We start from the raw sequence: 23,659 nt of genomic DNA, 5'->3' as shown, positions 1-23,659 counted from the left end.
CCGGGGGGGTGACCTCGGACATTGCCATCGTCGGCCTGTGCAAAGGGATAAACATGCACGGCCGGAAGCCAGAGTAGCACAGGTATCACATACCCCGACCGCAGGCTCAACGCCAATCGGTTAAGGTCTTGCACCACGGCGAACCATGCAAAAAGGAGCGCACTTCGCGCTCCTTTTTTGCATCCTTGGCAGCCTGGATGGCTATCGCTCAACGCTTAACCGACTGGCATCAGCCGCTGACCGACGTTATGCCATCATTTAGAATGAGTATTCCAAACTGCCGATTATCTGGCGCCCCGGCCCATAATTCGCAAAACTGGGATACAAACTGCTGTAATGCCTCGCATCAAAAATATTGTTCAAATTTACTTGAACCATCGATCGATTGTTAATTCGATACTTTGCCATGGCATTCATCGTAACATACCCAGGGACCGACGCAGAGTTTTTCGTATTCGTATAAGTTTTCCCTGTATACGCGGCCCCAGCGCCAACATATAACTTTTCCGTGAGTTTATATTTTGTCCACAATGTCGCGGCCTTTTCAGGAGCCAAAGGAATTCTATTTCCGATTTCCGAGGATCGAGTACTACGGGTGATTTTCGAATCAAGCCAGGAATACCCGCCAAATATGGACCACCTGTCGGTAATATTTCCTTCCACATTGAATTCGATGCCTTTCACCCCCTGCTCGCCAATTGGTTCCGACACGTTCGGCTCAACCGCAAAGTGGCCGTTCTTTTGCTTGGTATCGAACCACGAAAGGCCAAGCAGCATTTGTTCGGACAACGGAGACCACTTAACGCCGATCTCGAGGTTAGTAAACTTCTCTGGCTTGAAGTTTTCTTTATTTTTATCGGCGATACCACCCTGAATGGCGTCCGAGTTGGCGGGATTGCTGGAAGTGCTCCAAGAACCGTACAGGCTTACTGCCTGAACAGGATTCCACACCATGCCCGCGTGGTAATTAAACAGCCAGTTACTGGTGTTCACGTTATCCGATGGCTTGCCGATCGCATCCACATGCGTCTTATAATAGTCATAACGCCCACCAACGGAGACGGTAATATCATCCGTCAGATTCACGCTATCGAATAAATAACCTGAAACGGTTTTGTTTTTTGTGCTCGTGGCGGGATAGGCTCCCTCCTGCTCCCAGGTTTTTTGCCCGAGCCATGGACTGTACGGATTCCATACGCCGACCGGAGTGCACGTATAGGTTGGCATTCCTTGTGCAGCGCACGAGAATCCTCTGGGCTGGGAACGAATGTTCCATGCCTTGCCCGAAGGATCTTTTACCGTCAACATCATGCTTTTACGCTTGTTTTCTTCCACGGTATATTCGAAACCCGCCGAGATCTTATGAAGCATGGATGCGATGCGGAACTGTTTAGTGAAATCCGTCAAGTTACTGAACGTCCTGGTTCTGAAATCGCCACTTTTCCCCTGAAGGAACAGCATATTGGATTCACCCGCCTCTTTCGATATGGCAGGGCTTGTGGCAATGAATTGCTGTACCGTCCTGGAATACAATGTTGTATTCCTCACTGTCGCGCCATTGCCGAACTCGTGACTGAACACCATCTCCGGTGTATCCACGCGATTAATGATGTAATCCCGATTTTTAGCGCCGTAGAATAAGTCCCTGGGCGTATCAAGAATTTCGCCTGTTTTTTTATCGAAAGGAGTGGAATAATCAGGCGTATCGTTCGAATACAAATGATAATAACTCAACAGCAACGATGTTTTCTCATCTATTGAAATGAGAATGGATGGCGCCGCACCCCATCTCGAATAATTCACAAGATTTCTCTTGGGCTTGTCACTCTCGTGCCACATCAGGTTCACACGAGCCGCGACATTTTCTCTCAAGTCAATATTGGAATCTATTGTCGCACGCCTATAATTATCGGAACCCAATCCCGCTGACGCCTTGGTGATTGATTTACCCAAAAAGGGCTTCTTGGCTACGATATTAATGCTCCCGCCAGCGTTCCCTCGTCCGTTATATATGGCCGCGGGGCCTTTTATGACTTCAACACTTTCAATATCAAAGGATTCCCTGGCCTGAGAAGCTGTATTCCGAACGCCATCAAGCGTGATGGCATCTGTAGCATCAAAGCCACGAAGCGTGGGATGATCGCCCCCAGGTCTGGCAAGGGCATCGCCGCTTTTAAAAGACATTCCTGGAACGTATTTGAGCGCTTCATTAAGTGAAGACGAACTCGTGTCCTGAATCAATTGCTGAGGAACCACTGTAATGGATCGAGGCGTATCTTTAATGGAATCCACGAACTTGGCGGAATTGTCCATATATTTATTGACATATCCCCCAGTCGACTCCGCCGCGCCGGTCACGCGCACCGGCTCCAGCAGGGTCGCCCCGCCCGCCTGCGGCAGGGGCCGTGCGCTGAAAGTGCCATTGGCGGTGATGCGCAATTCCAGGCCGCTGCCCGCCAGCGCCTCTCGCAAAGCCTGCTCGGGGGTGTAGGTGCCGGCGACCGCCAGGGCCTGGCGGCCGGCCACCAGCGCCGGATCGACCGACACCGCGTGGCCGCTCTGGCGCGCGATACGGGTCAGGGTCTCGGCCAGCGGCGCGGCGGGCAGATCGTAGCGTTGCGGCATGGCCGCGCCCGATTGGGCGCCGGTCTGGGCCTGGGCGATACCAGCCGGCGCGGCCAGGGCAATGAGAAACGCGGCCGCCAGCTGCGGCGCGGGACGAACGGGAAACATGGAATCTCCTGCGACAAAGGGGTGCTTCAGGAGGTATGTCCAGCGAGCCCGCCGCAAGCGATCATTTTTTTTGGACGGCATCGGCGCGCAGGTCGATGCTGACGAGCCAGCCGCCCAGCCCGCCGACCTCGATCGGCAGGGTCTGGCGCAGGGATTCCAGAACGCGATCGGTATTGTCCAGCGGGAAGGCGCCCAGCACCCGCAATCGCGCGGCCTCGGGGGAAATGCGCAGGAAGCCGCGCCGATAGGGCCGCAACGCCGCCACCACCGCGCCCAGCGGCTGGTCGCGCACCACCAGCATGCCATCGTGCCAGGCCGCGGTCTCGGCCAGCGCGGCATCCGGCGCGTCGATCCCGCCGGCGCCGAAGCGCGCGCCCTCGCCCGCCACCAGGACGCGCCGCTGGCCCGCCGCCCGGACTTCGACGCTGTGCTCGATCACACAGGCGACGCTGCCCTGCTCGTCGCGCGCCACGCCGAACACCGTGCCCAGTGCCTGCACGTCGCCATCGGGACTGGCGACGATGAAGGGCCGCGCGGCGTCGGCCGCGACCCGCACGTACACCGCGCCCGCGCGCAGCCGCAGCACGCGGGCGCGGCCGTCGAACGCCAGGTCGACGGCGGAACGCGCGTTCAGGGTGACCTCGCTGCCGTCCGGCAGCGGATAGGTGTGGCGTTCGCCCGTCCCGGTGCGCAGGTCGGCGGCCAGGGTCCGCAATGGCGTCTGGCGGTCGGCCAGCGCGGCCAGCCCGCCGGCCGCCAGCGCCAGCATCAGGGCATTGCGCAGCGCGCGGCGGCGCGAGACAGGCGCCAGCAGCGCCGCGCCCGCGGCCTGGACCGAGGCGCCGTCGCTCAGCGGCGCGAACGTGGTTTTGACGGCGCCGGCAACCATCTCCCAGGCGGCGGCGTGGCGGGAATCGGCCCGGAACCAGGCCTCGAAGCGGGCGCGATCGGCCTCGGCCGCCTCGCCCGACGACAGCAGCACCATCCAGTCGACCGCGGCCTCGATGGCCGCCGGCAGCGCCGGCGCGCTCATGCGGCCAGGCGCGCCGCCACGCACAGCGTGATGGCCTGTTTCATGCTGCGCCTGACGGTGATGGCGGAGACGCCAAGGCGTTCGGCGATCTGCGGATAGGTCAGCTCGTGCAACTGGCTCAGGAGGAAGACCTGGCGAACGCGCGCCGGCAGGCACTGCAAGGCCCGGTCAATCTGCATCAGGGCCTCGACCACCAGCGCGCGCTGCTCTTCACTGGGAACGCAGGCATGCGGCAGGGCCTCGAGGCTGTCGAGATAGGCGCGCTCGAGTTCGCGGCGGCGCCAGAACGTATACAGCGTACGCTGCGCCAGCGTGGTCAGGAACGCGCGAGGTTCGTGGATCGGCTCGGTCGGGCGGCCGGCCAGTACCCGCACAAAGGTGTCGTGCGCCAGGTCGGCGGCATCCTGGCGGCAACCCAGCCGGCGGCGCAGCCATTCCAGCAGCCACGGATGATGGGCCTCGTACAGCTGGGCGGCGGTGTGCGGCGTCGGCTGCGCAGGATGGGACATGGCGAGGGAATGGGAGGGCGGGCTAATCAACAATAAGAATTATTGTCATTTATTGATCGCCGCGCAAGCCTGCCCCGTGAAGCCGGACGGCAAGCAACGTCGGCGTGCCTCGGTGGACCACAGCAGGGCGACCTCTATACTTGCGTCATCCGATTCTCCTGGAAACCAACGTGCCTGGATTGACCGCCTCGAAAGGGTTCAGCTGGACCGGCATCGTGTTTGCCGCGCTTTACCTTGCCATCGCCGTCCTCTGCATCGCCGGCGCGCTGTCCGCCGACGGCGACGACAAGGGGCGCTTCGTGCTGCTGCAATTGCCATTGGCCTTGCAGCTCGCGCTGCTGCACGAACTGAACCTGGACCGGCTGCTCGGTCAGCTGTCGTGGGTCGGCGGGTACCTGTTGATCGGGCTGCCGACGCTGGCCCTCTTCTATTTCGCGGGCTGGGGCCTGGAGAAACTCGTGCGCGCGGCCTTCCGGCCCATCGGGGCGCAACGGTAAGGCGACGCGCGCCGCAAGAAAAAACCGGCCAGCGGCCGGTTTTCGCATGGCGGACGGCGCCCCCGCCTCAGACCGGACCGGTCCACTCGGTGACGAACTCGCGGTAGTCCGGGCGGTTGGCCGGCGGCACCGCGCACGCCGGCGTGCCGATCGCCAGGAAGCCGAGAAAGCGGTAGTCCAGCGAATCCAGGCCCAGCGCCGCCTGCACGTCCTCGACGTAGGTGCCGATGCCGGTGCTCCAGAACGCGCCATAGCCCAGCATGTGGGCGGCGTTCAGGATGTTCATGGTGGCGCAGCCGGTGGCCAGCAATTGCTCGGTCTCGGGGATCTTGGTGTTGTCGTGGGCGATCTTCTGCGCCACGGCGATGAACAGCGGCACGCCCGCCATCCACTCGCGCACCGACTTCTCCTTTTCCGGCGTCATGCGCGGATCGCCGCTGCGCTTGACGGCTTCCAGCGCCACGTCGGCCAGCTTGCCGATGGCCTCGCCCTGGATCACCACGAAACGCCACGGACGCAGCGCGCCGTGGTCGGGCGCCGACATCGCGGCCTGCAGGATCTGTTCCAGTTCGGCGGGTTTGGGCGCCGGACCCCGCAGGAACTTCATGGAACGGCGCGAGGTGATGGCGTGCAGCGGGGTGATGGTATTGGTCTGGGTCATGGGGGCAAGGCGTGAATGGGATACCGGGATGGGCGGGCTTCCCAAATAGGAAAGAGAAGGGTTCTCATATTACGCCATGGCCGCCGGGGGAACGGCTATCCCCCTGCCCGGCGCATGGCGACTGGCGGATTCAACCCAGGTGGGTATGGCGCTCCGGGCGTTCCTCGACCTGCATTTCCGACAGGCCGTGCAGGATGCCGCAGTCTTCCGCGTCGGGCCGCGCCGATAGGCAGCGCTGGCGCAAGTCGGTCAATTGCGTCTTCAACTGGGTCAGCTCGGCAATGCGTTCATCCACGTGGGAAATGTGCTCGTCGAACAATTCATTGATGGGGCCGCATCCGGCCCGATGATTGTCGGCCAGCGACAGGATGGCGCGGATCTCGTCCTGCGTCATGTCCAGCGCGCGGCAGTTGCGGATCAGCCGCAGGCGCTCCAGGTGGGGCTGGCCATAGCTGCGGTAGTTGTTCAGCCCCCGTTCCGGGGCGGGCAGCAGCCCTTCTTTCTCGTAATACCTGACGGTTTCGACCGTGGTGCCGGCCGCCGTGGCCAATTCGCCGATACGCATCGTGCCTCCCGGACGCATCCGATGGATTTGGGGGTTGACCCTATAGTAACTCCAAGGTGTGAAATGCGCTCAATGGCTTACGAAAAGGCAATGAGAATGTCTTGCGCATCGACCCGACACCCCGAACACCCCACCCGCGACGCCCAGGCCGGTGGCTGCTGCGGCGGCCACCCACCGGCTGCGGCCGGCCAGGACGGCGGCCATGACCATGCCCACGGCGATGATCACAAGCACGGCCACGACCACAACCACGAGCATGATCACGCCGGCACCGCCTGCTGCGGTCATGCTTCCGGCGACATCCGCATGTCCGCGGGTGTCGCGGCCATGCTGCAGGCCGGTCCTGGCCAGTTGCTGGCCCGCCTGCGCATCGGCCAGATGGACTGCCCCACCGAAGAAACGCTGATCCGCAAGAAGCTCGACAGCGTCGACGGCGTGCACGCGCTGGACTTCAACCTGATGCAGCGCATCCTGACGGTCGTGCATGCCGAGGGCGCGCTGGAGCGCATCACGGCGGCCATCACGTCGCTGGGCATGACGCCCGAACCCCTGGCCGAGGATGCGCCGCGCGCGCCGGCCCCGGCCGCCGCGCCCGTGAACTGGTGGGCCATCGGCGGCGCCGGCGTGCTCGCCGGGCTGTCCGAGGCCGCGCACTTCGCCGGCATGCACTGGGGCGTCACCGCCGCGCTGGCGCTGGCCGCCATTTTGGCCTGCGGCATCAGCACTTACCGCAAGGGCTGGATCGCCGTGCGCAACGGCAACCTGAACATCAACGCACTGATGAGCATCGCCGTCACCGGTGCGGTGCTGATCGGCCAGTGGCCGGAAGCGGCCATGGTGATGTTCCTGTTCAACGTGGCCGAATTGATCGAGGCGCGTTCGCTGGACCGCGCCCGCAACGCCATCCGCGGCCTGCTCGACCTGGCGCCCGAAACCGCCACCGTGCGCCAGGCCGATGGCAGCTGGCAGGCGCTGCCGGCGGCGCAATTGCAGGTCGACGACGTGGTCCGCGTGCGGCCAGGCGAGCGCATCGCCGCCGATGGCGTCATCGTCAGCGGCCGCTCGACGGTCGACCAGGCCCCCATCACCGGCGAAAGCCTGCCGGTCGAAAAGGCCGAGGGCGACCCGGTGTACGCGGCCACCGTCAACGCGGCCGGCTCGTTCGACTACCGCGTCACCGCGGCGGCCGGCAACACCACGCTGGCGCGCATCATCCACGCCGTCGAACAGGCCCAGGGCGCGCGCGCCCCGACCCAGCGCTTCATCGACCGCTTCTCGCGCATCTACACGCCCGCCGTGGTCGGCGTGGCCGTGCTGGTGGCGGTGGTGCCGCCGCTGCTGTGGAGCCAGCCCTGGTTCGATGCGATCTACCGCGCGCTGGCGCTGCTGATCATCGCCTGCCCCTGCGCCCTGGTGATCTCCACGCCGGTCAGCATCGTCAGCGGCCTGACGGCGGCCTCGCGCCGCGGCATTCTGGTCAAGGGCGGCGTGTACCTGGAAGAAGGCCGCAACCTGAAGTGGCTGGCGCTGGACAAGACCGGCACCCTGACCCACGGCAAGCCGGTGCAGACCGACCTGCAGGACTGGGACGTCTCCGACCTGACGCGCCAACCCGCGGCGCTGCTGGCCGCCAGCCTGGCGGGCCGCTCCGACCACCCGGTGTCGCTGGCCGTGGCCAACGCCGCGCGCGATGCCGGCCAGACGCTGCTGGAGGTGGACGACTTCACCGCCCTGCCCGGCCGCGGCGTCAGCGGCAGGATCGACGGCACGGCGCTGCAGCTCGGCAACCGCCGCCTGATGCGGGAGCTGGGCGTCTCCAGCCCCAGGCTGGAAGCCCGTTTCGACGAACTGGAACAACAGGGCAAGAGCGCCATCGCGCTCAGCGACGGCCAGCGCGTGCTGGCGCTGGCGGCGGTGGCCGACACGGTCAAGCCCACCAGCGCGGCCGCCATCGCCGACCTGCACGCGCTGGGCGTGCGCACCCTGATGCTGACCGGCGACAACACGCCCACCGCGCAGGCCATCGCACGTCAGGTCGGCATCGACGAAGCGCGCGGCGACCAACTGCCGGAAGACAAGCTGGCCGCCATCGAAAGCAAGCTGGCGCCCTCGGACATGGTCGGCATGGTCGGCGACGGCATCAACGACGCCCCGGCCCTGGCCCGCGCCGACATCGGCTTCGCCATGGGCGCGGCCGGCACCGGCACCGCCATCGAGACGGCCGACGTGGCGCTGATGGACGACGACCTGCGCAAGATCGGCACCTTCCTGCGCCTGTCGCGCGCCACCCACCGCGTGCTGGTGCAGAACATCGCGCTGGCGCTCGGCATCAAGGTGGTGTTCCTGGCGCTGGCCATGACCGGCCACGCCACGCTGTGGATGGCGGTGTTCGCCGACGTCGGCGCCAGCCTGCTGGTGGTGGCCAATGGCTTGCGCCTGCTGCGGGCCGCGCCGCAGGCCGCCTGAACCCGGCGCCATCATGAGAAACGCCCCGCGGGGAACTTCCCCGCGGGGCGTTGCCGTTTGCGCGCCGGCCTGTCGCCATGCCGATGGGCAAGGCCGATGCGGCCTCGCGCGGGCAACGGCGGTGCATCGCGCAGTTGTCAGCCGGTCTGTTCTTCCTGCGGCCAGTCGCGCAGCACCGGCGCGTCCGGCGCGCCCGGTCCGACGTCGCGCAGGTGGTCGTGCTGCAGCAGCGCCATGCGGTAGGCGTCGCGATAAGTACCGTTGGAAAAGAACTCTTCCTTGAGCAGCCCTTCGATCTGGAAACCACAGCGCTCGTAGACGTGCACGGCGGCGCGGTTGTCCTTGTCCACCACCAGGTAGACCTTGTGCAGGTTCAACACGCGAAAGGCGTAGCCCACCGCGATGCGCGTGGCGGCCTTGGCGTAGCCGCGCCCCTGGTAGCTGGGCGCGATGATGATCTGGAATTCGGCGCGACGGTGGATGTAGTCGATTTCCACCAGTTCCACCAGGCCGGCCGGCTGGCCGGTATCGTGCTCGATGATGAAACGCCGCTCGTTCTGGTCGTGCAGATGGCGGTCATAGAGGGCGACCAGTTCGTCGTAGGCCTCGTAAGGCTCTTCGAACCAATAACGCATGATGACGTCGTTATTGTTGATCTTGTGCACGAAGTGCAGGTCGCCGCGCTCCAGGGGGCGTATTTTGATATCGGATATTACCGACATAGAAACCTCCGAAAGTGCACCCATTGTAGCTGTAACCCCCCCGAAGCGCCCGTTACACGGCGGTTTCAAATAAAGAATGGCTTGCGCATTGGCTCCAGAACATAAAATGCCTGAAAAAGCGCATGAATGCTGGATTCAAAACGCCAAGACCTTCCGCATCGGTAACGAAATGCGCCGGCGCCGCGCCTCGCCACGATCCCCCCGCCGGCGCGCGCTCGCCCCGCCCCGGACATGACGCCGTCACGGCGCCGCGAACGCCGGCAGGCGCTGCTCGATGCGCCGTACCACCTCGTTGGCGGCCGATGACAGCGGCCGCCCGAGCCGCAGCAGCACCTGGCATTCGGGCGAACTCAGGATCGGATGCGCGATCGGCAGCGCCACCAATTCACCGCTGGCCAATTCATGGTGCACGCCCAGGTTCGGCATCAGCGTCACCCCGGCGCCGCTGATCGCGTACTGCTTGAGCACGCGCAGCGAGTTGGTGGTCAGGCTGGGCGTGAGATGGATGCGCTCGGTGAATTCGAGCAGATCGACCGCCTGGCGCAAGCCATAAGGCGCGGACATCAGCGCGAACGGATACGGCAGGATGTCGGCGATCGTCAGCGGCGCGCGGCGCCGCGCCAGTGCATGGCCCGGCACCGCCAGCAGGCAGACCGGATGCTTGCGGCTGACGCGGCAGCGCAGGCGCGGATCCACGGGCGGGTTGTAGGCCAGGCCAATGTGCGCCGCATCCGTGGCCACGGCCTCGACCACTTCATTGACCGAACCGACATTGACGCTCAGGTCGATGCACGGATGCTCGATGCAGAATGGCCCGACCACGCGCTCCATCAGGCTGTCGATGAAGCCTTCGCTGATCATCAGGCGGACGTTGCCGCGCCGCATGCCGCGCAATTCCTGCAGGCGCGTGTTCAGGTGTTCCTGCTGGGCGCGGCAGGCGCGGTGATACTCCAGCAGCATGTCGGCGGCCTCGGTCGGCGTCAGGCCGCGCGCGCGGCGCTCGAACAGCGCCACGCCCAGTTCCTTTTCCAGCAGTTGGATCTGGCGGCTGATGACCGACGGCGCGGTGCCGAGCTTGTCGGCCGCGCCGCGGATCGAGCCGCAGGCCACCACCTCGTTGAAGTACTTCAGCCGCGCCTGGCTGATTTCCGCCATGGTTTCCCCCTGTGTTTTGTGCCGCTCTTTTCGTTGCCCTGAAGGCAACGATAATTTATCACCCAGGTCATTGTTTCGAACACTGCGTGCTCGCAATATGGACGCCGCGCGGACCCGCCCCGGTTCCGCCGCCACCCCAACCACCGCGGCGGGCGCAGACTCGCCCGCGAGGAGACACGCAATGCCCCATCAGGCCACGCCAGGCGCCGACCCGCGCCTGGCTCCGCTCTACCGCAAGATCACCTGGCGCCTGCTGCCGTTCCTGCTGCTCTGTTATGTGTTCGCCTACCTGGACCGCATCAACATCGGCTTCGCCAAGCTGCAGATGCAGCAGGACATCGGCATCTCGGATGCCGTCTATGGCCTGGGCGCGGGCATCTTCTTTCTCGGCTACGTGATGTTCGAGGTGCCCAGCAACCTGCTGCTGACGCGCATCGGCGCGCGCCGCACCATCAGCCGCATCATGGTGCTGTGGGGCCTGACCTCGGCCTCGATGCTGTTCGTGCAGGGCGAATGGAGCTTCTACGTCCTGCGCTTCATGCTGGGCGTATTCGAGGCCGGTTTCGCCCCCGGCATGATCTTCTACCTGACCTACTGGTACTCGCAGTCGCGCATGGCCGGCGTGATGGCGGTGGTGATGCTGGCCGACCCCATCGGCGGCATCGTCGGCGGCCCGGTGTCGGCCTGGATCATGACGGCCTTCTCCGGCGCGCACGGCCTGGACGGCTGGCAATGGATGTTCCTGCTGGAAGGCCTGCCGTGTGTGCTGCTGGGCGTCATCGCCTTCCGCTACCTGGACGACAAGCCGGCCGAGGCGCGCTGGCTGACCGCCGAGGAAAAGGCGCTGCTGGCCGCCGACCTGAACAGCCGCGGCGCGCACAAGAAACACGCCTTCGCCCAGGTGCTGCGCGATCCGGCCATCTACGGCATGGCGCTGACCTACTTCTGCCTGATCTGCGGCATTTACGCCGTCAGCTTCTGGCTGCCGACGCTGCTCAAGCTGGCGGGGGTCCAGGACACCATGCAGATCGGCCTGTACTCGGCCATCCCTTACCTGGCCGCGGCGGTCTTCATGCTGTGGTTCGCGCGCAGTTCCGACCGCCTGCAGGAACGCCGCTGGCACACGCTGGTGCCCGCGCTGCTGGCCGGCGTGGCACTGTGCATCGCCACCGCGGCGCCCACGCAATTCGCGCTATCCCTGACGGCCATTACCTTGGCCACCGGCTTCATGTGGGCCGCCTACACGGTATTCTGGGCGATTCCGTCGCAGTACCTGCAAGGAGAAGCCGCGGCGGGCGGCATCGCGCTGATCAACAGCATCGGCTTGCTGGGCGGCTTTCTCAGCCCGTCCATCATCGGCTGGGTCAAGCAATCGACCGGCAGCCTGGCCGGCGGCCTGTACGCGATCTCCGCCCTGCTGGTGGCCGGCGCCCTGCTGCTGCTGGTGAATCGTCCTGCCCAATCCGCGCCCGCGCGCGCCTGACGCTCCAAGGAATCGATCATGCATATTCTGGTGGCTGGCTTCCAGCACGAGACCAATACCTTCGCGCCGTCCAAGGCGGCTTATGAGAACTTCGTGCGCGGCGAGGGCTTTCCCGCCATGGTGCGTGGCGAAGACATGCTGGCGCTGCGCGAGGTCAATATCCCCGCCGGCGGCTTCATCAACGCCGCGCTGGCGCAGGGCCACACCGTGCGCACGGTGATCTGGGCCGGCGCCAGCCCCTCGGCCCACGTCACCCGCGACGCCTACGAGCGCATCGCCGGCGAGATCGTCGACGCGGCGCGCGCCGGCGGCTTCGACGCCATCTACCTGGACCTGCACGGCGCCATGGTGGCCGAGCACCTGGACGACGGCGAAGGCGAACTGCTGGCGCGGGTGCGCGCGCTGGTCGGCCCGGCCGTGCCGGTGGTCGGCAGCCTCGATCTGCACGCCAACGTCACCGCGCGGATGCTGCGCGAGGCCGACGGCCTGGCCGCCTTCCGCACCTATCCGCACGTGGACATGGCGGTGACCGGCGAGCACGCCGCGCGCCTGCTGGCCGCGCGCGTGGCGGCCGGCGACCAGTGGGTGCGCGCCGAACGCCGCCTGCCCTTCCTGATCCCGATCAACGGCATGTGCACCATGCTGCAGCCGTCGCAGGGCGTGTATGAAGAACTGGCGCGCCTGGAGCAGACGCCTGGCGTGGCCTCGATCTCATTCGCGCCGGGCTTTCCGGCGGCCGACTTCCCCGAATGCGGGCCGGTGGTGTGGGCCTACGGCACCGACGCCGCCGCGGTCGAACGCGTGACCGAGGCGCTGTATCAGCGCGTACTGGCACTCGAACCGCAATGGTCGCCCGACTTCCTGACGCCGGCCGACGCCGTCGAGCGCGCCCAGGCGCTGGCGGTGGGCGCCGCGCGCCCCGTAGTCATCGCCGACACCCAGGACAATCCGGGCGCGGGCGGGGACGCCAACACCACCGGCATGCTGCGCGCGCTGGTCGAGGCCGACGCGCAGAACGCCGCGCTGGGCCTGTTCTACGACCCCGATGCAGTGCGCCAGGCCACCGCTGCTGGCGTGGGCAACAAGGTGCGGCTGCGCCTGGGCGGCCAGTCCGGCGTGGCCGGCGACGCGCCGTTCGAAGGCGAATTCCTGGTCGAGACACTGTCGCCCGGCAGGCTGCGTTTCGACGGCCCGATGATGCACGGCATGGAGGTGGACCTGGAGGCGGTGGCCGGCCTGCGGCTGGGCGGCGTGCGGGTGGTGGTCAGCGCCACCAAGTCGCAGATGCTGGACCGCAACCTGTTCCGCGTCGGCGGCGTGCAGCCCGAGGAAATGGCGATCCTGGTGGTGAAAAGCTCGGTGCATTTCCGCGCCGACTTCCAGCCCATCGCGCATGAGGTCCTGGTGGCCAAGGCGCCCGGCCCGATGCAGGCCGATCCCGCCGACCTGCCCTGGACCCGCCTGCAGGCGGGCATGCGCATCAAGCCGCTGGGGCCTGCATTCTCATCCTGACGCAAACGCGCCGGCCACGCGAATGCGTGGCCGGCGCAGGCGCAAAGAAAAGCCGACTGATGCGCCGGCGCCGCTGGCGCGGTGGGTCCAGGTCGCGAACGGACCCGGCTTACTTGAGCTTGTCCTGCGGGCTGACGAAATCCTCCAGCGTCAGCCCTTTTTCCTTGAGGATGGCTTCCAGCAGCGGTTGCAGCTTGCCCAGGCTTTCCTGGACGGTCTCGCGCACCGTGTCCACCACCACCTGGGTGCTGCGCTCGATCTCGATATTGACGCGGTCGCCCACCTGCTTGTCCTCGAACACTGTCATGCGACGGGTCTCGGGAATCAGCCAGACTTCGAACCAGCCGTCGGCGCGGTTCACTTCGGACACGGTCAGGCTGGCGCCATTGATAGCGATGTAGCCCTTGGCGAACACATACTTGCGGAACGCCTCGGGGATGCTGAAGCGCATCAGGCGATTGGTGTCCGACGACTTCACCAGAATCACTTCCGAAGTGAAGTCGACGTGGCCGGACAGCGGATGGCCGCCGATCTCGGCGCCATCCTTGGCGGCGCGCTCGACGTTGGCGCGGTCGCCTTCCTGGTAGTTGCCCAGCGTGGTGATGGCCAGGCTTTGCAGCATGACATCGAAGGTGGCGTGGTTGGGGTCGAGGATTTCGGTGACCGTCAGGCAGACGCCGTCGGTCGAGACGCTGGCGCCGATCGCCAGGTCCTGGCAGAAGCCCTCGGGAAACGCCAGCGTGAACGTGCGCAGGCCTTCGCGGTCCGCGATTTTCGCGATCTTCGCGGTGCCTTGAACAATACCGGTGAACATGCTGATCCTGGATACGGGGCGTGGCGCCCCTGGCAAAACGTCAAAGGTAACCGATATTTTGCCACCGGGCGCCCGCCCCCATCGGGGGTGGGCGCCCGGCCGCCGCCGGATCAGTGGCGGATGGCGATGGTCTTCAGGGTGGTGAAGCCGTACAGCGCCTCGAAGCCCTTTTCACGGCCATAGCCCGACTGGCGCGAGCCGCCGAACGGCAGTTCCACGCCGCCGCCGGCGCCGTAGTTGTTGACGAACACCTGGCCGGCGCGCAGCTTGCGCGCCAGGCGCAGCTGGCGGCCGCCATCGCGGGTCCAGACGCCGGCCACCAGGCCGTAGAGCGTGCCGTTGGCGATTTCCAGCGCGTCTTCCTCGGTGTCGAACACCATGGCGGCCAGCACCGGGCCGAACACTTCTTCCTGCGCCAGGCGGCTCTTGGGCGGCACGTCGCGGAACAGCACGGGAGGCTGGTAGAAGCCGGCCTCGGGCGCGCCGTCCTTGAGCTTGCCGCGCGCGGCGACCTTCAGGCCCTCGGCTTCGGCCTCGGCCAGGAACGCGCGCACGCGGTCGTGCTGGCGGGCGCTGATCAGCGGCCCCACATCCAGGTCCTGCGCGGCCGGGCCGGTGACGGTGGCCGAGAATGCCTCGCCCAGGCGCGCCAGCACTTGTTCGTAGACGCCGCGCTGGATCAGCACGCGGCTGCCGGCCGAGCAGGTCTGCCCCGCGTTCTGGATGATGGCGGCCAGCAGCACCGGCATGGCGGCGTCCAGGTCGGCGTCGTCGAACACGATCTGCGGCGACTTGCCGCCCAGTTCCAGCGTCACGGGCACGTGGTTCTCGGCGGCGGCGTGCGCCACCATCTTGCCGGTCTGCGGCGAGCCGGTGAACGAAATGTGGTCGATGCCGGGATGCGCCGACAGCGCCGCGCCGGCCTCATGGCCATAGCCGGTGCAGATGTTCAGCGCGCCGGCCGGCAGGCCGACTTCGGCGGCGATCTCGGCCAGCTTGAGCAGCGACAGGCAGGCATCCTCGGCCGGCTTGACCACGCAGGCGTTGCCCGCGGCCAGCGCCGCGCCGACGCTGCGGCCGAAGATCTGCAGCGGATAGTTCCACGGCACGATGTGGCCAGTCACCCCATGCGCCTCGCGCACGGTCAGCACGGTGAAGCCGGGGGTATAGGGAATGGTCTCGCCGTGCAGCTTGTCGACCGCGCCGGCGTAGAACTCGAAATAACGCGCCACGGCGGCGGCATCGGCGCGCGCCTGCTTGATCGGCTTGCCGGTGTCCGCGGATTCCAGTTGCGCCAGTTCCTCCTGACGCTCGAGCAGCGCGAAGGCGATGCGCATCAACAGGCGGCTGCGGGCAGCCGGGGCCATCTGGCCCCACTCGCCCTCGAAGGCCGCGCGCGCGGCGGCCACGGCGCGGTCCACGTCCGCCTCGCCCGAGCGCGCAATGGCGTCGAACGCCTTGCCATCGGACGGGTTCAGGACGGGGATGGTCTCGCCGCTGGCGGCGGGCACCCATTGATTGGCGATAAAGTTCTTCTGAGTCACGATGTGCGGAGTAAAGTAGCGGCCGGTCGGCCGGTTGCGGAACGCGCGGATGCGGGGGTCTCCTGGCGCGCCCCGGGCAACCGGATCGCGCCACCCGGGCGTCGATGGCGCGCGGTGTGGTTATAGGGTGTAGCGAATCCGCTCAAGGTAAGGGAGCGGCGCATAATTTGTCAATTGGATTGACAGCTTTCGTCCCAAGCTTCAGGAAATCTTTCATCCAACTCGGGTTATCCCTAGGAAGTCGCGCCCATCCGGCGCATTGCCTCGCACGGGACGCCCGGTTGCATTTGTCATGACACAGAACAAACCCGGCGCAAGCGCCACAGGAGCAAGGCCATGAGCAAACTGCGCGACCCGCAACTGGACAAGCTGCTGACCGCGGCCAGCCGGCCGCGGCCGGAACTGGACGTGCTGGCCGAGGTGGCCTCGGGCCTGGGCTACGTGCGCGCCGAACGCTTCGCCGAGCGCGTCTACGAAAGCCTGTTCTACGCCATCGCCACCGGCAAGATCGCGCCGGGCGCCAAGCTGCCGACCGAACTGGAGCTGGCCGCGCTGTTCGAGGTGTCGCGGCCGGTGGTGCGCCAGGCGCTGGACCGGCTGCGCGAAGACCAGTTGGTCGAGTCGGTGCGCGGCTCGGGCAGCTACGTCCGCGCCAAGCCCGACCTGATGGGCGGCATGCCCGCGGTCGATCCGGCGCGCCGCGTCGGCCATATCCTGGAGGGCCTGGAACTGCGCAGGGTGATCGAACCGGAATGCGCCTACCTGGCCGCCCTGCGCCGCACCGACGACGACCTGCGCGAGATGGACCGCATGCTGGCCGGCTACGAGGCCGCCGATGCCGCCGGCGCCATCGCCCACCATCACGACTACGGATTCCACCGCGCGATTGCCGCCGCCACCGGCAACCAGCGCTTCGTGCAGGTCCTCAAATCACTGGAGTACGACGTCAGCCATGCCGTCAACATGATGCGCCATCTGGTCCACAGCGAACCCTGGAAGCGCACCCGCGCCGCCATCGACGAGCACCGCCAGATCTACCGCCTGATCCGCGACCAGGACGCCGAGGGCGCCCGCCACATCATGTGCGCCCATATCGAAAAAGCCCGCAGCCGCATGCTCAACAGCGGCTCGGAACAGTGACCCCCGGCATTGCCCTGCCCGCGCGGCGGCCCCGCTGCGGCTCATGCCGCCCGCCCGGCGCCGCCGCATTTTTTGACTCGATTCACTGCCTGATTTCCCGCCTGATGCACCAACATGCCTAGTCACCCCCTCCCGCTGGACCAGCAACTCGTCATCGTCACCGGCGCCAGCCGCGGCCTGGGCGCGGCCATCGCCCGCGCCTTCCTGCGCGAAGGCGCGCGGGTCGTCATCAACTACCTGAACAGCGAAACCGCAGCGCGCGGACTGGCCGCCACCACCCCGGACCACGCGCTGGCCGTGCAAGCGGACGTGCGCGATGCCGAGGCCGTGGCCGCCCTGGTGGCCTACGCCAGCGAGCACTTCGGCCTACCGGTGAGCACGGTGGTCAACAACGCCCTGCCCGCCTTCCAGTTCGACGGCGATGCCCGCCCCCACGCCGATACGCTCGACTGGGCGCGCATGCATGCGCAACTCGAAGGCAGCGTGCGCGCCGCCCTCAACACCACCCAGGCCGCGCTGCCATCGATGCGCGCGGCCGGCGGCGGCCGCATCATCAACGTTGGCACCAACCTGGTCCAGAACCCGGTGGTGCCCTATCACGACTACACCGCCGCCAAGGCCGCGCTGCTGGCGTTCACGCGCACGCTGTCGCATGAACTGGGCGCCGATGGCATCACTGTCAATATGGTGTCGGGCGGCCTGCTGCGCACCACCGATGCCTCGGCCGCCACGCCCGCGGCGGTGTTCGACCTGATCGCCGCCAGCACGCCGCTGCGCGAAGTGACCACACCCGAACAGTTCGCCGACGCCGTGCTGTTCTTCGCCAGCCCGTGGGCGCGCGCGGTGACGGGGCAGAACTTGATCGTGGATGGCGGGTTGGTGAAGGGGTGAGGCGGCGCCGTCGCGCCGGCCGATGCGGTCAATGCGAGCACGCCTCGCCGCCAACACCAAGGCGCTGGTCGAGAACGCGGAAATAAGGGCGTTGGCCCCAAGCGGCACGATCGCCGATCACATACAGCCGGGCCTTGGCCCGGCTGACCGCCACATTGAGCAGGTTGGGGCTTTGCGCAGCCCAATCCTTGGCCCCCGGGCGCTGCGGATTGCCGCCCAGCACCAAGATAACGACTTCGGCCTCCTTGCCCTGGGTCGTGTGCACCGTCCCGGTCTTGGCGGGATCGAGCCCAAGCATCCTGGCCATCGCGCGCAGTTGCGTTGCCGCATCCTTGAACGGCGAGATCAGAAAAATGTCCTTGGGCGCGACCTGATGCTCAGCCTGTAACGATCGCAACAGCTTCCTGGCAGCCTCCCCTTCCTCGGGCACCCAATTGCCCGCACCGATTTGCGCGCGTACGTCGATCCAATGGCAATGCGGCCACGAATGGGCGGACGGCGATTTCCCTTGCACCATCAGCCCGTCATAAGCAATCTCGTTGCTGATGGAGAACATCGGATCATCGCAGCGGCGATGTACACGCAGAGGCGAGCCGACCCAGACTTTCCCGTTTTCCTTGCCCGGCAGCCAGGTCCCCATCGACATGCTCTGATCCGACAGGCACTGCGCCGATGTGAAGCTGGGCCACCAATCCCGAGGTACATCATAGTGCCGAGCCAGTGCGCCCTCGACCGCTGCCGGCATGCCCAGTACGGGTTCAAGCTGGTTGGGATCGCCCACCACGACGGTGCGCGCCGCACGCCAGATGGCACCGGCGGCCTGTTGAGGCAATGCCTGGCCAGCTTCGTCGATCAAAAGCCAGCCGATCGACTCCCGCCCAAGCGAATGGAACATGCGAGGAATCGAGGCGAAGGTCGTGGAAATCACCGGCACCACGAGTGCGAGGCTACCGAGCGCCACGCGCGCCATGTCTTCGGGCATGCCCTTACCTTGGAGCCAGTTCGAGGCCAAGCCAAGGTTGTCGATGATCTCCTGGGGATGGGACTCGATGAAGGCACGATGCACATCCAATCCGGCCAGAAACAGATCTTGCCGCGCGCGGCGCCAAGCCGGCGTGGACCAGGGCGAAGACAATTCGCGGACGGCGTCATCGGCGCTCGTTTGCGGCCAGTACGCCCCCAAGCGTTGCATTGCCTGCCGGCACGCGTGTCCGGCCGCTTCGAGCCTGTCCAATGCCTGCTGATGAGCGACCTGCTTTTGCCGCAAGGCTGTCCTGAGCTTCTCGTCCCCACCGGCCGCCTCCTGATGAGCAGCCTTGGCCTTCTTGCACTCTGCGGCCAGAGTATCGTGATCCGCCCTGGATTGCCTGACTTGGGCATCGATCTGGTTGCGCCGGTTCCACCATTCCCGGTGTGAGCGTCCCCAAGTCGAAAGCCAGATCAGCAATCCTGGCCTGGCCCGATCGTGGCCGGCCAATTCGTCTTGCGCCGCAGCACACTGTTTGAGCGCACCGGCCATCCGCGCTTGCAGGTTGTCGACGCGCTCCTGTAGCGTCGGCAGCGCGACTTGTCGCGCCGCGAGTTCGACCTGGATAGCGTGCATGCCACGTTCTAGTTCCTCGGCCTGGGCGCGCGCCTTGAGGACAGCCTCCGGAAGTTTCGCACTCGCCTCCAAGACGCTTCGGCATTGACGTTCGGCCTCCTGCGCCTGTTCGAACCGGGCCACGGCCTGTGTCCAACTCATCTCTGGTTTGCGCCCGCCCTCGATGATCCGGCTCAGGTGATAGCGTAGCCCTTCCCCACTTTCGGCAAAGGGATTGGCGTCCCACCGAGCCAGAAGCGCCGCGTGGGTGGGATCGTCTTGCGCGTCCGGCTGATTTTTCCTGGAATGGACGCCAGGTGGATTCTTCCACCAGAAGCTGTTCATGAACGCGCCACGGTTGGCCTTCGATCCCATGCGCGCCGCCAGGAGCCCCCAGGCGGCATTGCCCAGAACGTTGCCGGCCAGGCATTTGTAGTAACCATCCGGATGCGCACTGCGCTCGACCGCATCGGCAGGGACGGCCTTGACGCCCGGCAGTTCCAGCGAAATGTTCTCCACCGCGCCGTTGTTGGCGGACGCCACAACGATGGCGAACCCGCTCAGGTCAGCGTGCAACGGTCGATAGTTGCACCAGAATTCACCCAGTTTCTTCTTCGTCCGCCCGGCAAAGGCCTGCCCTCCCAACCGCGCCAGGTGTGCCGCGCGCGCAGTGACAACCGCCGCCACCACATCGCGTAGCAAGGTGGTCTTGCCCGTGCCCGGGGGGCCATTGATGGCAAAAATTCCAGGTTTGGCTTCGAGCTGGCGCCACAGTTCATTGACGGCCAGTTGCTGGCTGAACGCAAGCGGATGATCCGAGGGCCAACTTCCCGCAGGAAAAGCCGCGGGGTTTAACGCCGCGAAGGCAGTCGCCACCCCATGTTCCTCGCGCAGATCCACGCGCGCACGATCCGACCTTGCCACAGCCTGGATATATTCGGCCAGCCCTTTCCCGACATTGCCATTGACCCAGGCACGGCTCAGCGCGTTGAGATCGCCAACAAAGAAACTATTCAGCAGATCATCCCCAGGCTGGGGATCGGAGACACCCTGATCGCCCGCCGCTTCGGCTCTCTTGACCTGGACGCATTTGGCGGCGTGGGTCGAGGAGATCATCCCCTCGGGCAGCAGACACAGGGCGGCAATGCGCCCGCTCAACGCATCGAGCCAGGCACGGGTGGGCGGCGCTTTTTCCTGTCTGGCCGCAGCCGTGGTGTCAACGAGCCACTGCATAAGCCGGCGAACCAGCATGTCGAAGCCCGCATAGCCGCTGTTCGGACTCGGTATCTCCGGATTGGCTTCCGGCAAGCCGGTCGTGACGATCCTGCCGCCGTCTTCCAGCACCGCGATGCCGTCAGGGTAATGCAGGATCTGCCCCGCCGCCCAACACGCCAGGGACAGGACGAAACTCTGCGGCAGAGGATAGCCGTCTTCGTCGAAAGCCAGGTCAAAGAGGCGGGCTTGGCCGCTGGGGCGGCGCTCGTCGTACACATCCTCGTGCGCCCCCAGCTTGACTTCCAGCAATGCCGCAAACCGCTCAATATCGTAAAGCCCCGCCTGCAGCGTGTAGCGCCAGGCAAGGCGCGGCGCAATGCGTTTGGACTGGTGTTTCGGATCGAACCAGGGCAAGGACTCGTCCGCGCGTAACCGGTAGACAGGCTCGGCGGGGTGGGCGGGGTTGGCTTTCTCGGCCTTTTGCGGAACGCACGCCTCGACGGCGCGCCAGAACCCTAATATGCGCGGTGCTTGAGATGTTGCAGGCTGCCGGCCCTGCTGTTGTTCTGCCATTGTTTTATTCTCTTTCAGGACTGCGAAACTTCCGATCAGGGACGGATATTGGCGTTTGGAAAATTATACAAATTGATAATAATTTATACGAATGCAATGACTTTCCGATTCGGATTGAACGCACTTTTGGTTCACACAAATTGCAGAAAGCAGTGAACCATTCGTGAAGCGCTACCCCTCGACGTTTCCTGCAGTTTCGGACACAAGGAAGGGTCGACTCGCCAAGCCCTCCTGCCCCCCCTTGCTAGATTGCTGAGAAACGACGAGGAAGACCAATCATGAGCAAGAAGACGATCAAGGTTTCCGAACTGCCAACCTTCGACCCTGCGCGTTATCTGCGCGACGACAAGGGCATCGCCGCCTACTTGACACAGGTGATCGAGGACGGAGACTTCGGTGAGCTTGCCCAGGCGTTGGGAGTTGCCGCGCGCGCTCGCGGCATGACGCAAATTGCCGAGACTGCCGGTATTGGCCGGGAATCCCTGTACAAGGCGTTGCGCGCAGGCGCGAGTCCGCGCTTCGACACCATCGCCAAGGTATGCAAGGCACTGGGCGTACGCCTTGTCGTCCAGGCCGAACATCCGGCCTAGGCCCGCATGACGAGCATCGCGGCCAAATCGAAAACCCAAGCCGCGCAGAAACCCAGCCGTCCCGGCGGAGTCGGCGGGAGAGGAACTGAAGAACATGTCGATGAAATTTGGCCGTGCCTATTGCGAAGAGCTTGGAGCGCTCTTGTCTCCATATCGAGCACGCGAACTCTACACCGACGAAGAGGGCGAGCACTGCGGCAAGCAGTTTACGTTCGGCTGCGAAGACCCTGACTGTCGAACTCGTTTGACGCCTGTCGGCATCTACATGGTGCGCAAGTCAAAGCGCGCGATGCACTTTCGCACGAAAGAAGACCACAAGGCGGGATGCGCCTTCCTGACACCCGTTGACGGCAGCAAGGTACGAAAGCCGTCCGAACGCGAGGACGACTACAAGCCGACCGACTTCCCGACAGAACTGGATCTGACCCCGCGCAAGCGCAAGGGAAATGGCGGCCTCGGCCCTGGCGAGGGCGCCGACGACGAGAGGACGGGTGGTGGTAGCAGTCGTGGCCATGGCGGCGCAGGAGCCAAGCGAAAGACAAATAGTTGTACGCGCTATCTCGACCTTGTGGTGGACTGCTTTCTCTGCGGGGATGAAGGTGGCATGAATGGAAACCTCACCATCGCGGGAAAGACAAAGCCATTCGGTCGATTCTTCAAGAAGGTTCGGTACTTTGGAGACGAAATCGGGCTGATCTACTACGGTCCGATTGACGGCCTCAAGATATACAACGGCAAGGGCGTCGGACTGCGCTTCACCGATTCCGTTTGGGTTGAAAGACGGCCCTATCGGATCTGGGTTCATGTCTCCCAAGAAGTCATCGACGACTCCCGGAGAAAGAAGTCGTTCATGACAGAAATGGCAGAACTCAAGAAGGCCGTCGATGCCAAGGAGGAAGTTGTCGCATTCTTTGTCGGCGCCTATCCGGCCAGGACGACCGTCGAAATAAAGGGCGGCGCCACATTCGACCTGTACCGCGCAGAGCTATCGAGCATCAATCATCTGTCACTGGCATTCGCCAAGTCGTAGAGGATGGCGGTTACCGTAGCATTGATGCGCAGCGGCTCCAAATCGAGCCAAGCCAGTAGCCGGAAGCCAGGATTTCCTAGAGAATCCCTCCCAACCCTCTGAAACCATAAACTGCATTCTCCCCATGAAATTAGCCACCTGGAACGTCAACTCCCTCAACGTGCGCCTGCCCCAGGTGCTGGACTGGCTGGCCGCCAATCCCGTCGACGTGCTGTGCATCCAGGAACTGAAGCTGACCGACGACAAGTTTCCCGAGGACGCGTTCAAGGAAGCCGGTTATCACGCCGCCTGGGCCGGCCAGAAGACCTACAACGGCGTCGCCATCGTATCGCGCGCGCCGGGCACGTCCATGGTGCGCAACCTGCCAACCTACGAGGATCCGCAGCAGCGCGTGCTGGCGCTGACCTTCCCGAGCGCGGACGGCGACGTGCGCGTGGTCTGCGCCTATTGCCCCAACGGCCAGGCGGTCGGTTCCGACAAGTATGCCTACAAGCTCGAATGGTTCGCCGCCATGCGCGCCTGGCTGGCCGACGAGATCAAGCAGTACCCGCGTCTGGCGGTGCTGGGCGACTACAACGTCGCGCCGGCCGACGAGGACGTGCACAACCCCGAGAAATGGGAAGGCCAGGTGCTGGTGTCCGAACCCGAGCGCCAGGCGCTGCGCGACCTGGTCGACCTGGGGCTGGCCGATTCCTTCCGGCTGTTTGAACAGCCCGAAAAGTCGTTTTCGTGGTGGGATTACCGCCAGTTCGCATTCCGCCGCAATGCCGGCCTGCGCATCGACCATATCCTGCTGTCGGGGCCGCTGGTCAAACGCTGCACCGCCTGCGTGATCGACAAGGAACCGCGCCGCAACGAGCAGCCCTCCGACCATGCGCCGGTGGTGGCCACGCTGACATTCGATTGAGCAAAAAAATCCAGCGCGCCAGCTTGCACGGCACGCG

19 protein-coding genes are annotated in these 23,659 nt (G+C 65.1%); 9 read left to right on the top strand and 10 right to left on the bottom strand.

The window, feature by feature from the left end:
* Positions 1–258 precede the first annotated feature (258 nt).
* From HV701_RS04345 to HV701_RS04335, 3 genes are all read right to left on the bottom strand, one after another.
* Positions 259–2,733, bottom strand: a complete 2,475-nt coding sequence (locus HV701_RS04345; RefSeq protein WP_175131848.1) for a TonB-dependent siderophore receptor — start codon at positions 2,731–2,733, stop codon at positions 259–261.
* Between the two features lie 61 nt (positions 2,734–2,794).
* Positions 2,795–3,766: a FecR domain-containing protein gene (locus HV701_RS04340; protein ID WP_175131847.1), complete on the bottom strand. Its 972-nt coding sequence runs from the start codon at positions 3,764–3,766 to the stop codon at positions 2,795–2,797.
* Positions 3,763–4,275: a sigma-70 family RNA polymerase sigma factor gene (locus HV701_RS04335; protein WP_175131846.1), complete on the bottom strand. Its 513-nt coding sequence runs from the start codon at positions 4,273–4,275 to the stop codon at positions 3,763–3,765. The genes HV701_RS04340 and HV701_RS04335 overlap by 4 nt, the downstream gene beginning before the upstream one ends.
* 170 nt (positions 4,276–4,445) lie before the next feature.
* On the opposite strand from HV701_RS04335, the gene HV701_RS04330 reads away from it, so the two are divergent.
* The gene (locus HV701_RS04330) at positions 4,446–4,772 is read left to right on the top strand and encodes a hypothetical protein (protein WP_175131845.1); all 327 of its coding nucleotides are present in this window, start codon (positions 4,446–4,448) and stop codon (positions 4,770–4,772) included.
* A gap of 67 nt (positions 4,773–4,839) precedes the next feature.
* Here the strand turns inward: HV701_RS04330 and HV701_RS04325 are convergent, their stop codons facing one another.
* A complete protein-coding gene (locus HV701_RS04325; protein WP_175131844.1) occupies positions 4,840–5,433 on the bottom strand; it encodes a nitroreductase family protein in 594 nt (197 codons plus the stop codon).
* Positions 5,434–5,563: 130 nt separating this feature from the next.
* Positions 5,564–5,998, bottom strand: coding sequence for a Cd(II)/Pb(II)-responsive transcriptional regulator (gene cadR, locus HV701_RS04320; RefSeq protein ID WP_175131843.1), 435 nt, complete (start codon positions 5,996–5,998; stop codon positions 5,564–5,566).
* A gap of 96 nt (positions 5,999–6,094) precedes the next feature.
* On the opposite strand from cadR, the gene HV701_RS04315 reads away from it, so the two are divergent.
* Positions 6,095–8,464, top strand: a complete 2,370-nt coding sequence (locus HV701_RS04315) for a heavy metal translocating P-type ATPase (RefSeq protein WP_254595105.1) — start codon at positions 6,095–6,097, stop codon at positions 8,462–8,464.
* Positions 8,465–8,601: 137 nt separating this feature from the next.
* Here the strand turns inward: HV701_RS04315 and speG are convergent, their stop codons facing one another.
* On the bottom strand, positions 8,602–9,186 hold the full coding sequence (speG, locus tag HV701_RS04310; protein ID WP_175131841.1) for a spermidine N1-acetyltransferase: 585 nt from the start codon (positions 9,184–9,186) through the stop codon (positions 8,602–8,604).
* A gap of 240 nt (positions 9,187–9,426) precedes the next feature.
* On the bottom strand, positions 9,427–10,341 hold the full coding sequence (locus HV701_RS04305; protein WP_175131840.1) for a LysR family transcriptional regulator: 915 nt from the start codon (positions 10,339–10,341) through the stop codon (positions 9,427–9,429).
* A gap of 181 nt (positions 10,342–10,522) precedes the next feature.
* Here HV701_RS04305 and HV701_RS04300 point away from each other — a divergent pair, with 181 nt between their 5' ends.
* Entirely contained in the window at positions 10,523–11,824 is a 1,302-nt protein-coding gene (locus HV701_RS04300; RefSeq protein WP_175131839.1) for an MFS transporter, read from the top strand.
* An 18-nt stretch (positions 11,825–11,842) separates the two neighbouring features.
* Positions 11,843–13,336, top strand: coding sequence for a M81 family metallopeptidase (locus HV701_RS04295; RefSeq protein ID WP_175131838.1), 1,494 nt, complete (start codon positions 11,843–11,845; stop codon positions 13,334–13,336).
* Between the two features lie 109 nt (positions 13,337–13,445).
* Here HV701_RS04295 and HV701_RS04290 read toward each other — a convergent pair whose 3' ends face one another.
* Together HV701_RS04290 and HV701_RS04285 are read right to left on the bottom strand one after the other, a co-directional pair.
* Positions 13,446–14,150 carry a riboflavin synthase subunit alpha gene (locus tag HV701_RS04290; protein ID WP_175131837.1) on the bottom strand — a complete coding sequence of 235 codons (705 nt, stop codon included), beginning with the start codon at positions 14,148–14,150 and terminating at the stop codon, positions 13,446–13,448.
* 110 nt (positions 14,151–14,260) lie between these two features.
* A complete protein-coding gene (locus HV701_RS04285) occupies positions 14,261–15,697 on the bottom strand; it encodes an aldehyde dehydrogenase family protein (RefSeq protein ID WP_175131978.1) in 1,437 nt (478 codons plus the stop codon).
* Positions 15,698–16,030: 333 nt separating this feature from the next.
* On the opposite strand from HV701_RS04285, the gene HV701_RS04280 reads away from it, so the two are divergent.
* Together HV701_RS04280 and HV701_RS04275 are read left to right on the top strand one after the other, a co-directional pair.
* Complete coding sequence (locus HV701_RS04280; RefSeq protein ID WP_175131836.1) at positions 16,031–16,834, top strand: FadR/GntR family transcriptional regulator; 804 nt, start codon at positions 16,031–16,033, stop codon at positions 16,832–16,834.
* 114 nt (positions 16,835–16,948) lie between these two features.
* A complete protein-coding gene (locus HV701_RS04275; protein WP_175131835.1) occupies positions 16,949–17,725 on the top strand; it encodes a 3-oxoacyl-ACP reductase in 777 nt (258 codons plus the stop codon).
* A 28-nt stretch (positions 17,726–17,753) separates the two neighbouring features.
* Here the strand turns inward: HV701_RS04275 and HV701_RS04270 are convergent, their stop codons facing one another.
* Entirely contained in the window at positions 17,754–21,095 is a 3,342-nt protein-coding gene (locus HV701_RS04270; RefSeq protein WP_175131834.1) for a DEAD/DEAH box helicase, read from the bottom strand.
* A gap of 278 nt (positions 21,096–21,373) precedes the next feature.
* On the opposite strand from HV701_RS04270, the gene HV701_RS04265 reads away from it, so the two are divergent.
* From HV701_RS04265 to xth, 3 genes are all read left to right on the top strand, one after another.
* Entirely contained in the window at positions 21,374–21,685 is a 312-nt protein-coding gene (locus HV701_RS04265) for an addiction module antidote protein (RefSeq protein ID WP_175131833.1), read from the top strand.
* Positions 21,686–21,779: 94 nt separating this feature from the next.
* Positions 21,780–22,715, top strand: a complete 936-nt coding sequence (locus HV701_RS04260) for a hypothetical protein (RefSeq protein WP_175131832.1) — start codon at positions 21,780–21,782, stop codon at positions 22,713–22,715.
* A gap of 124 nt (positions 22,716–22,839) precedes the next feature.
* On the top strand, positions 22,840–23,622 hold the full coding sequence (gene xth / locus HV701_RS04255) for an exodeoxyribonuclease III (protein ID WP_175131831.1): 783 nt from the start codon (positions 22,840–22,842) through the stop codon (positions 23,620–23,622).
* Positions 23,623–23,659: the final 37 nt, after the last annotated feature.

It is taken from the genome of Achromobacter pulmonis (assembly GCF_902859765.1).
Lineage (GTDB): Bacteria > Pseudomonadota > Gammaproteobacteria > Burkholderiales > Burkholderiaceae_B > Achromobacter > Achromobacter pulmonis.
This window is presented reverse-complemented; position numbering and strand designations above follow the sequence as displayed.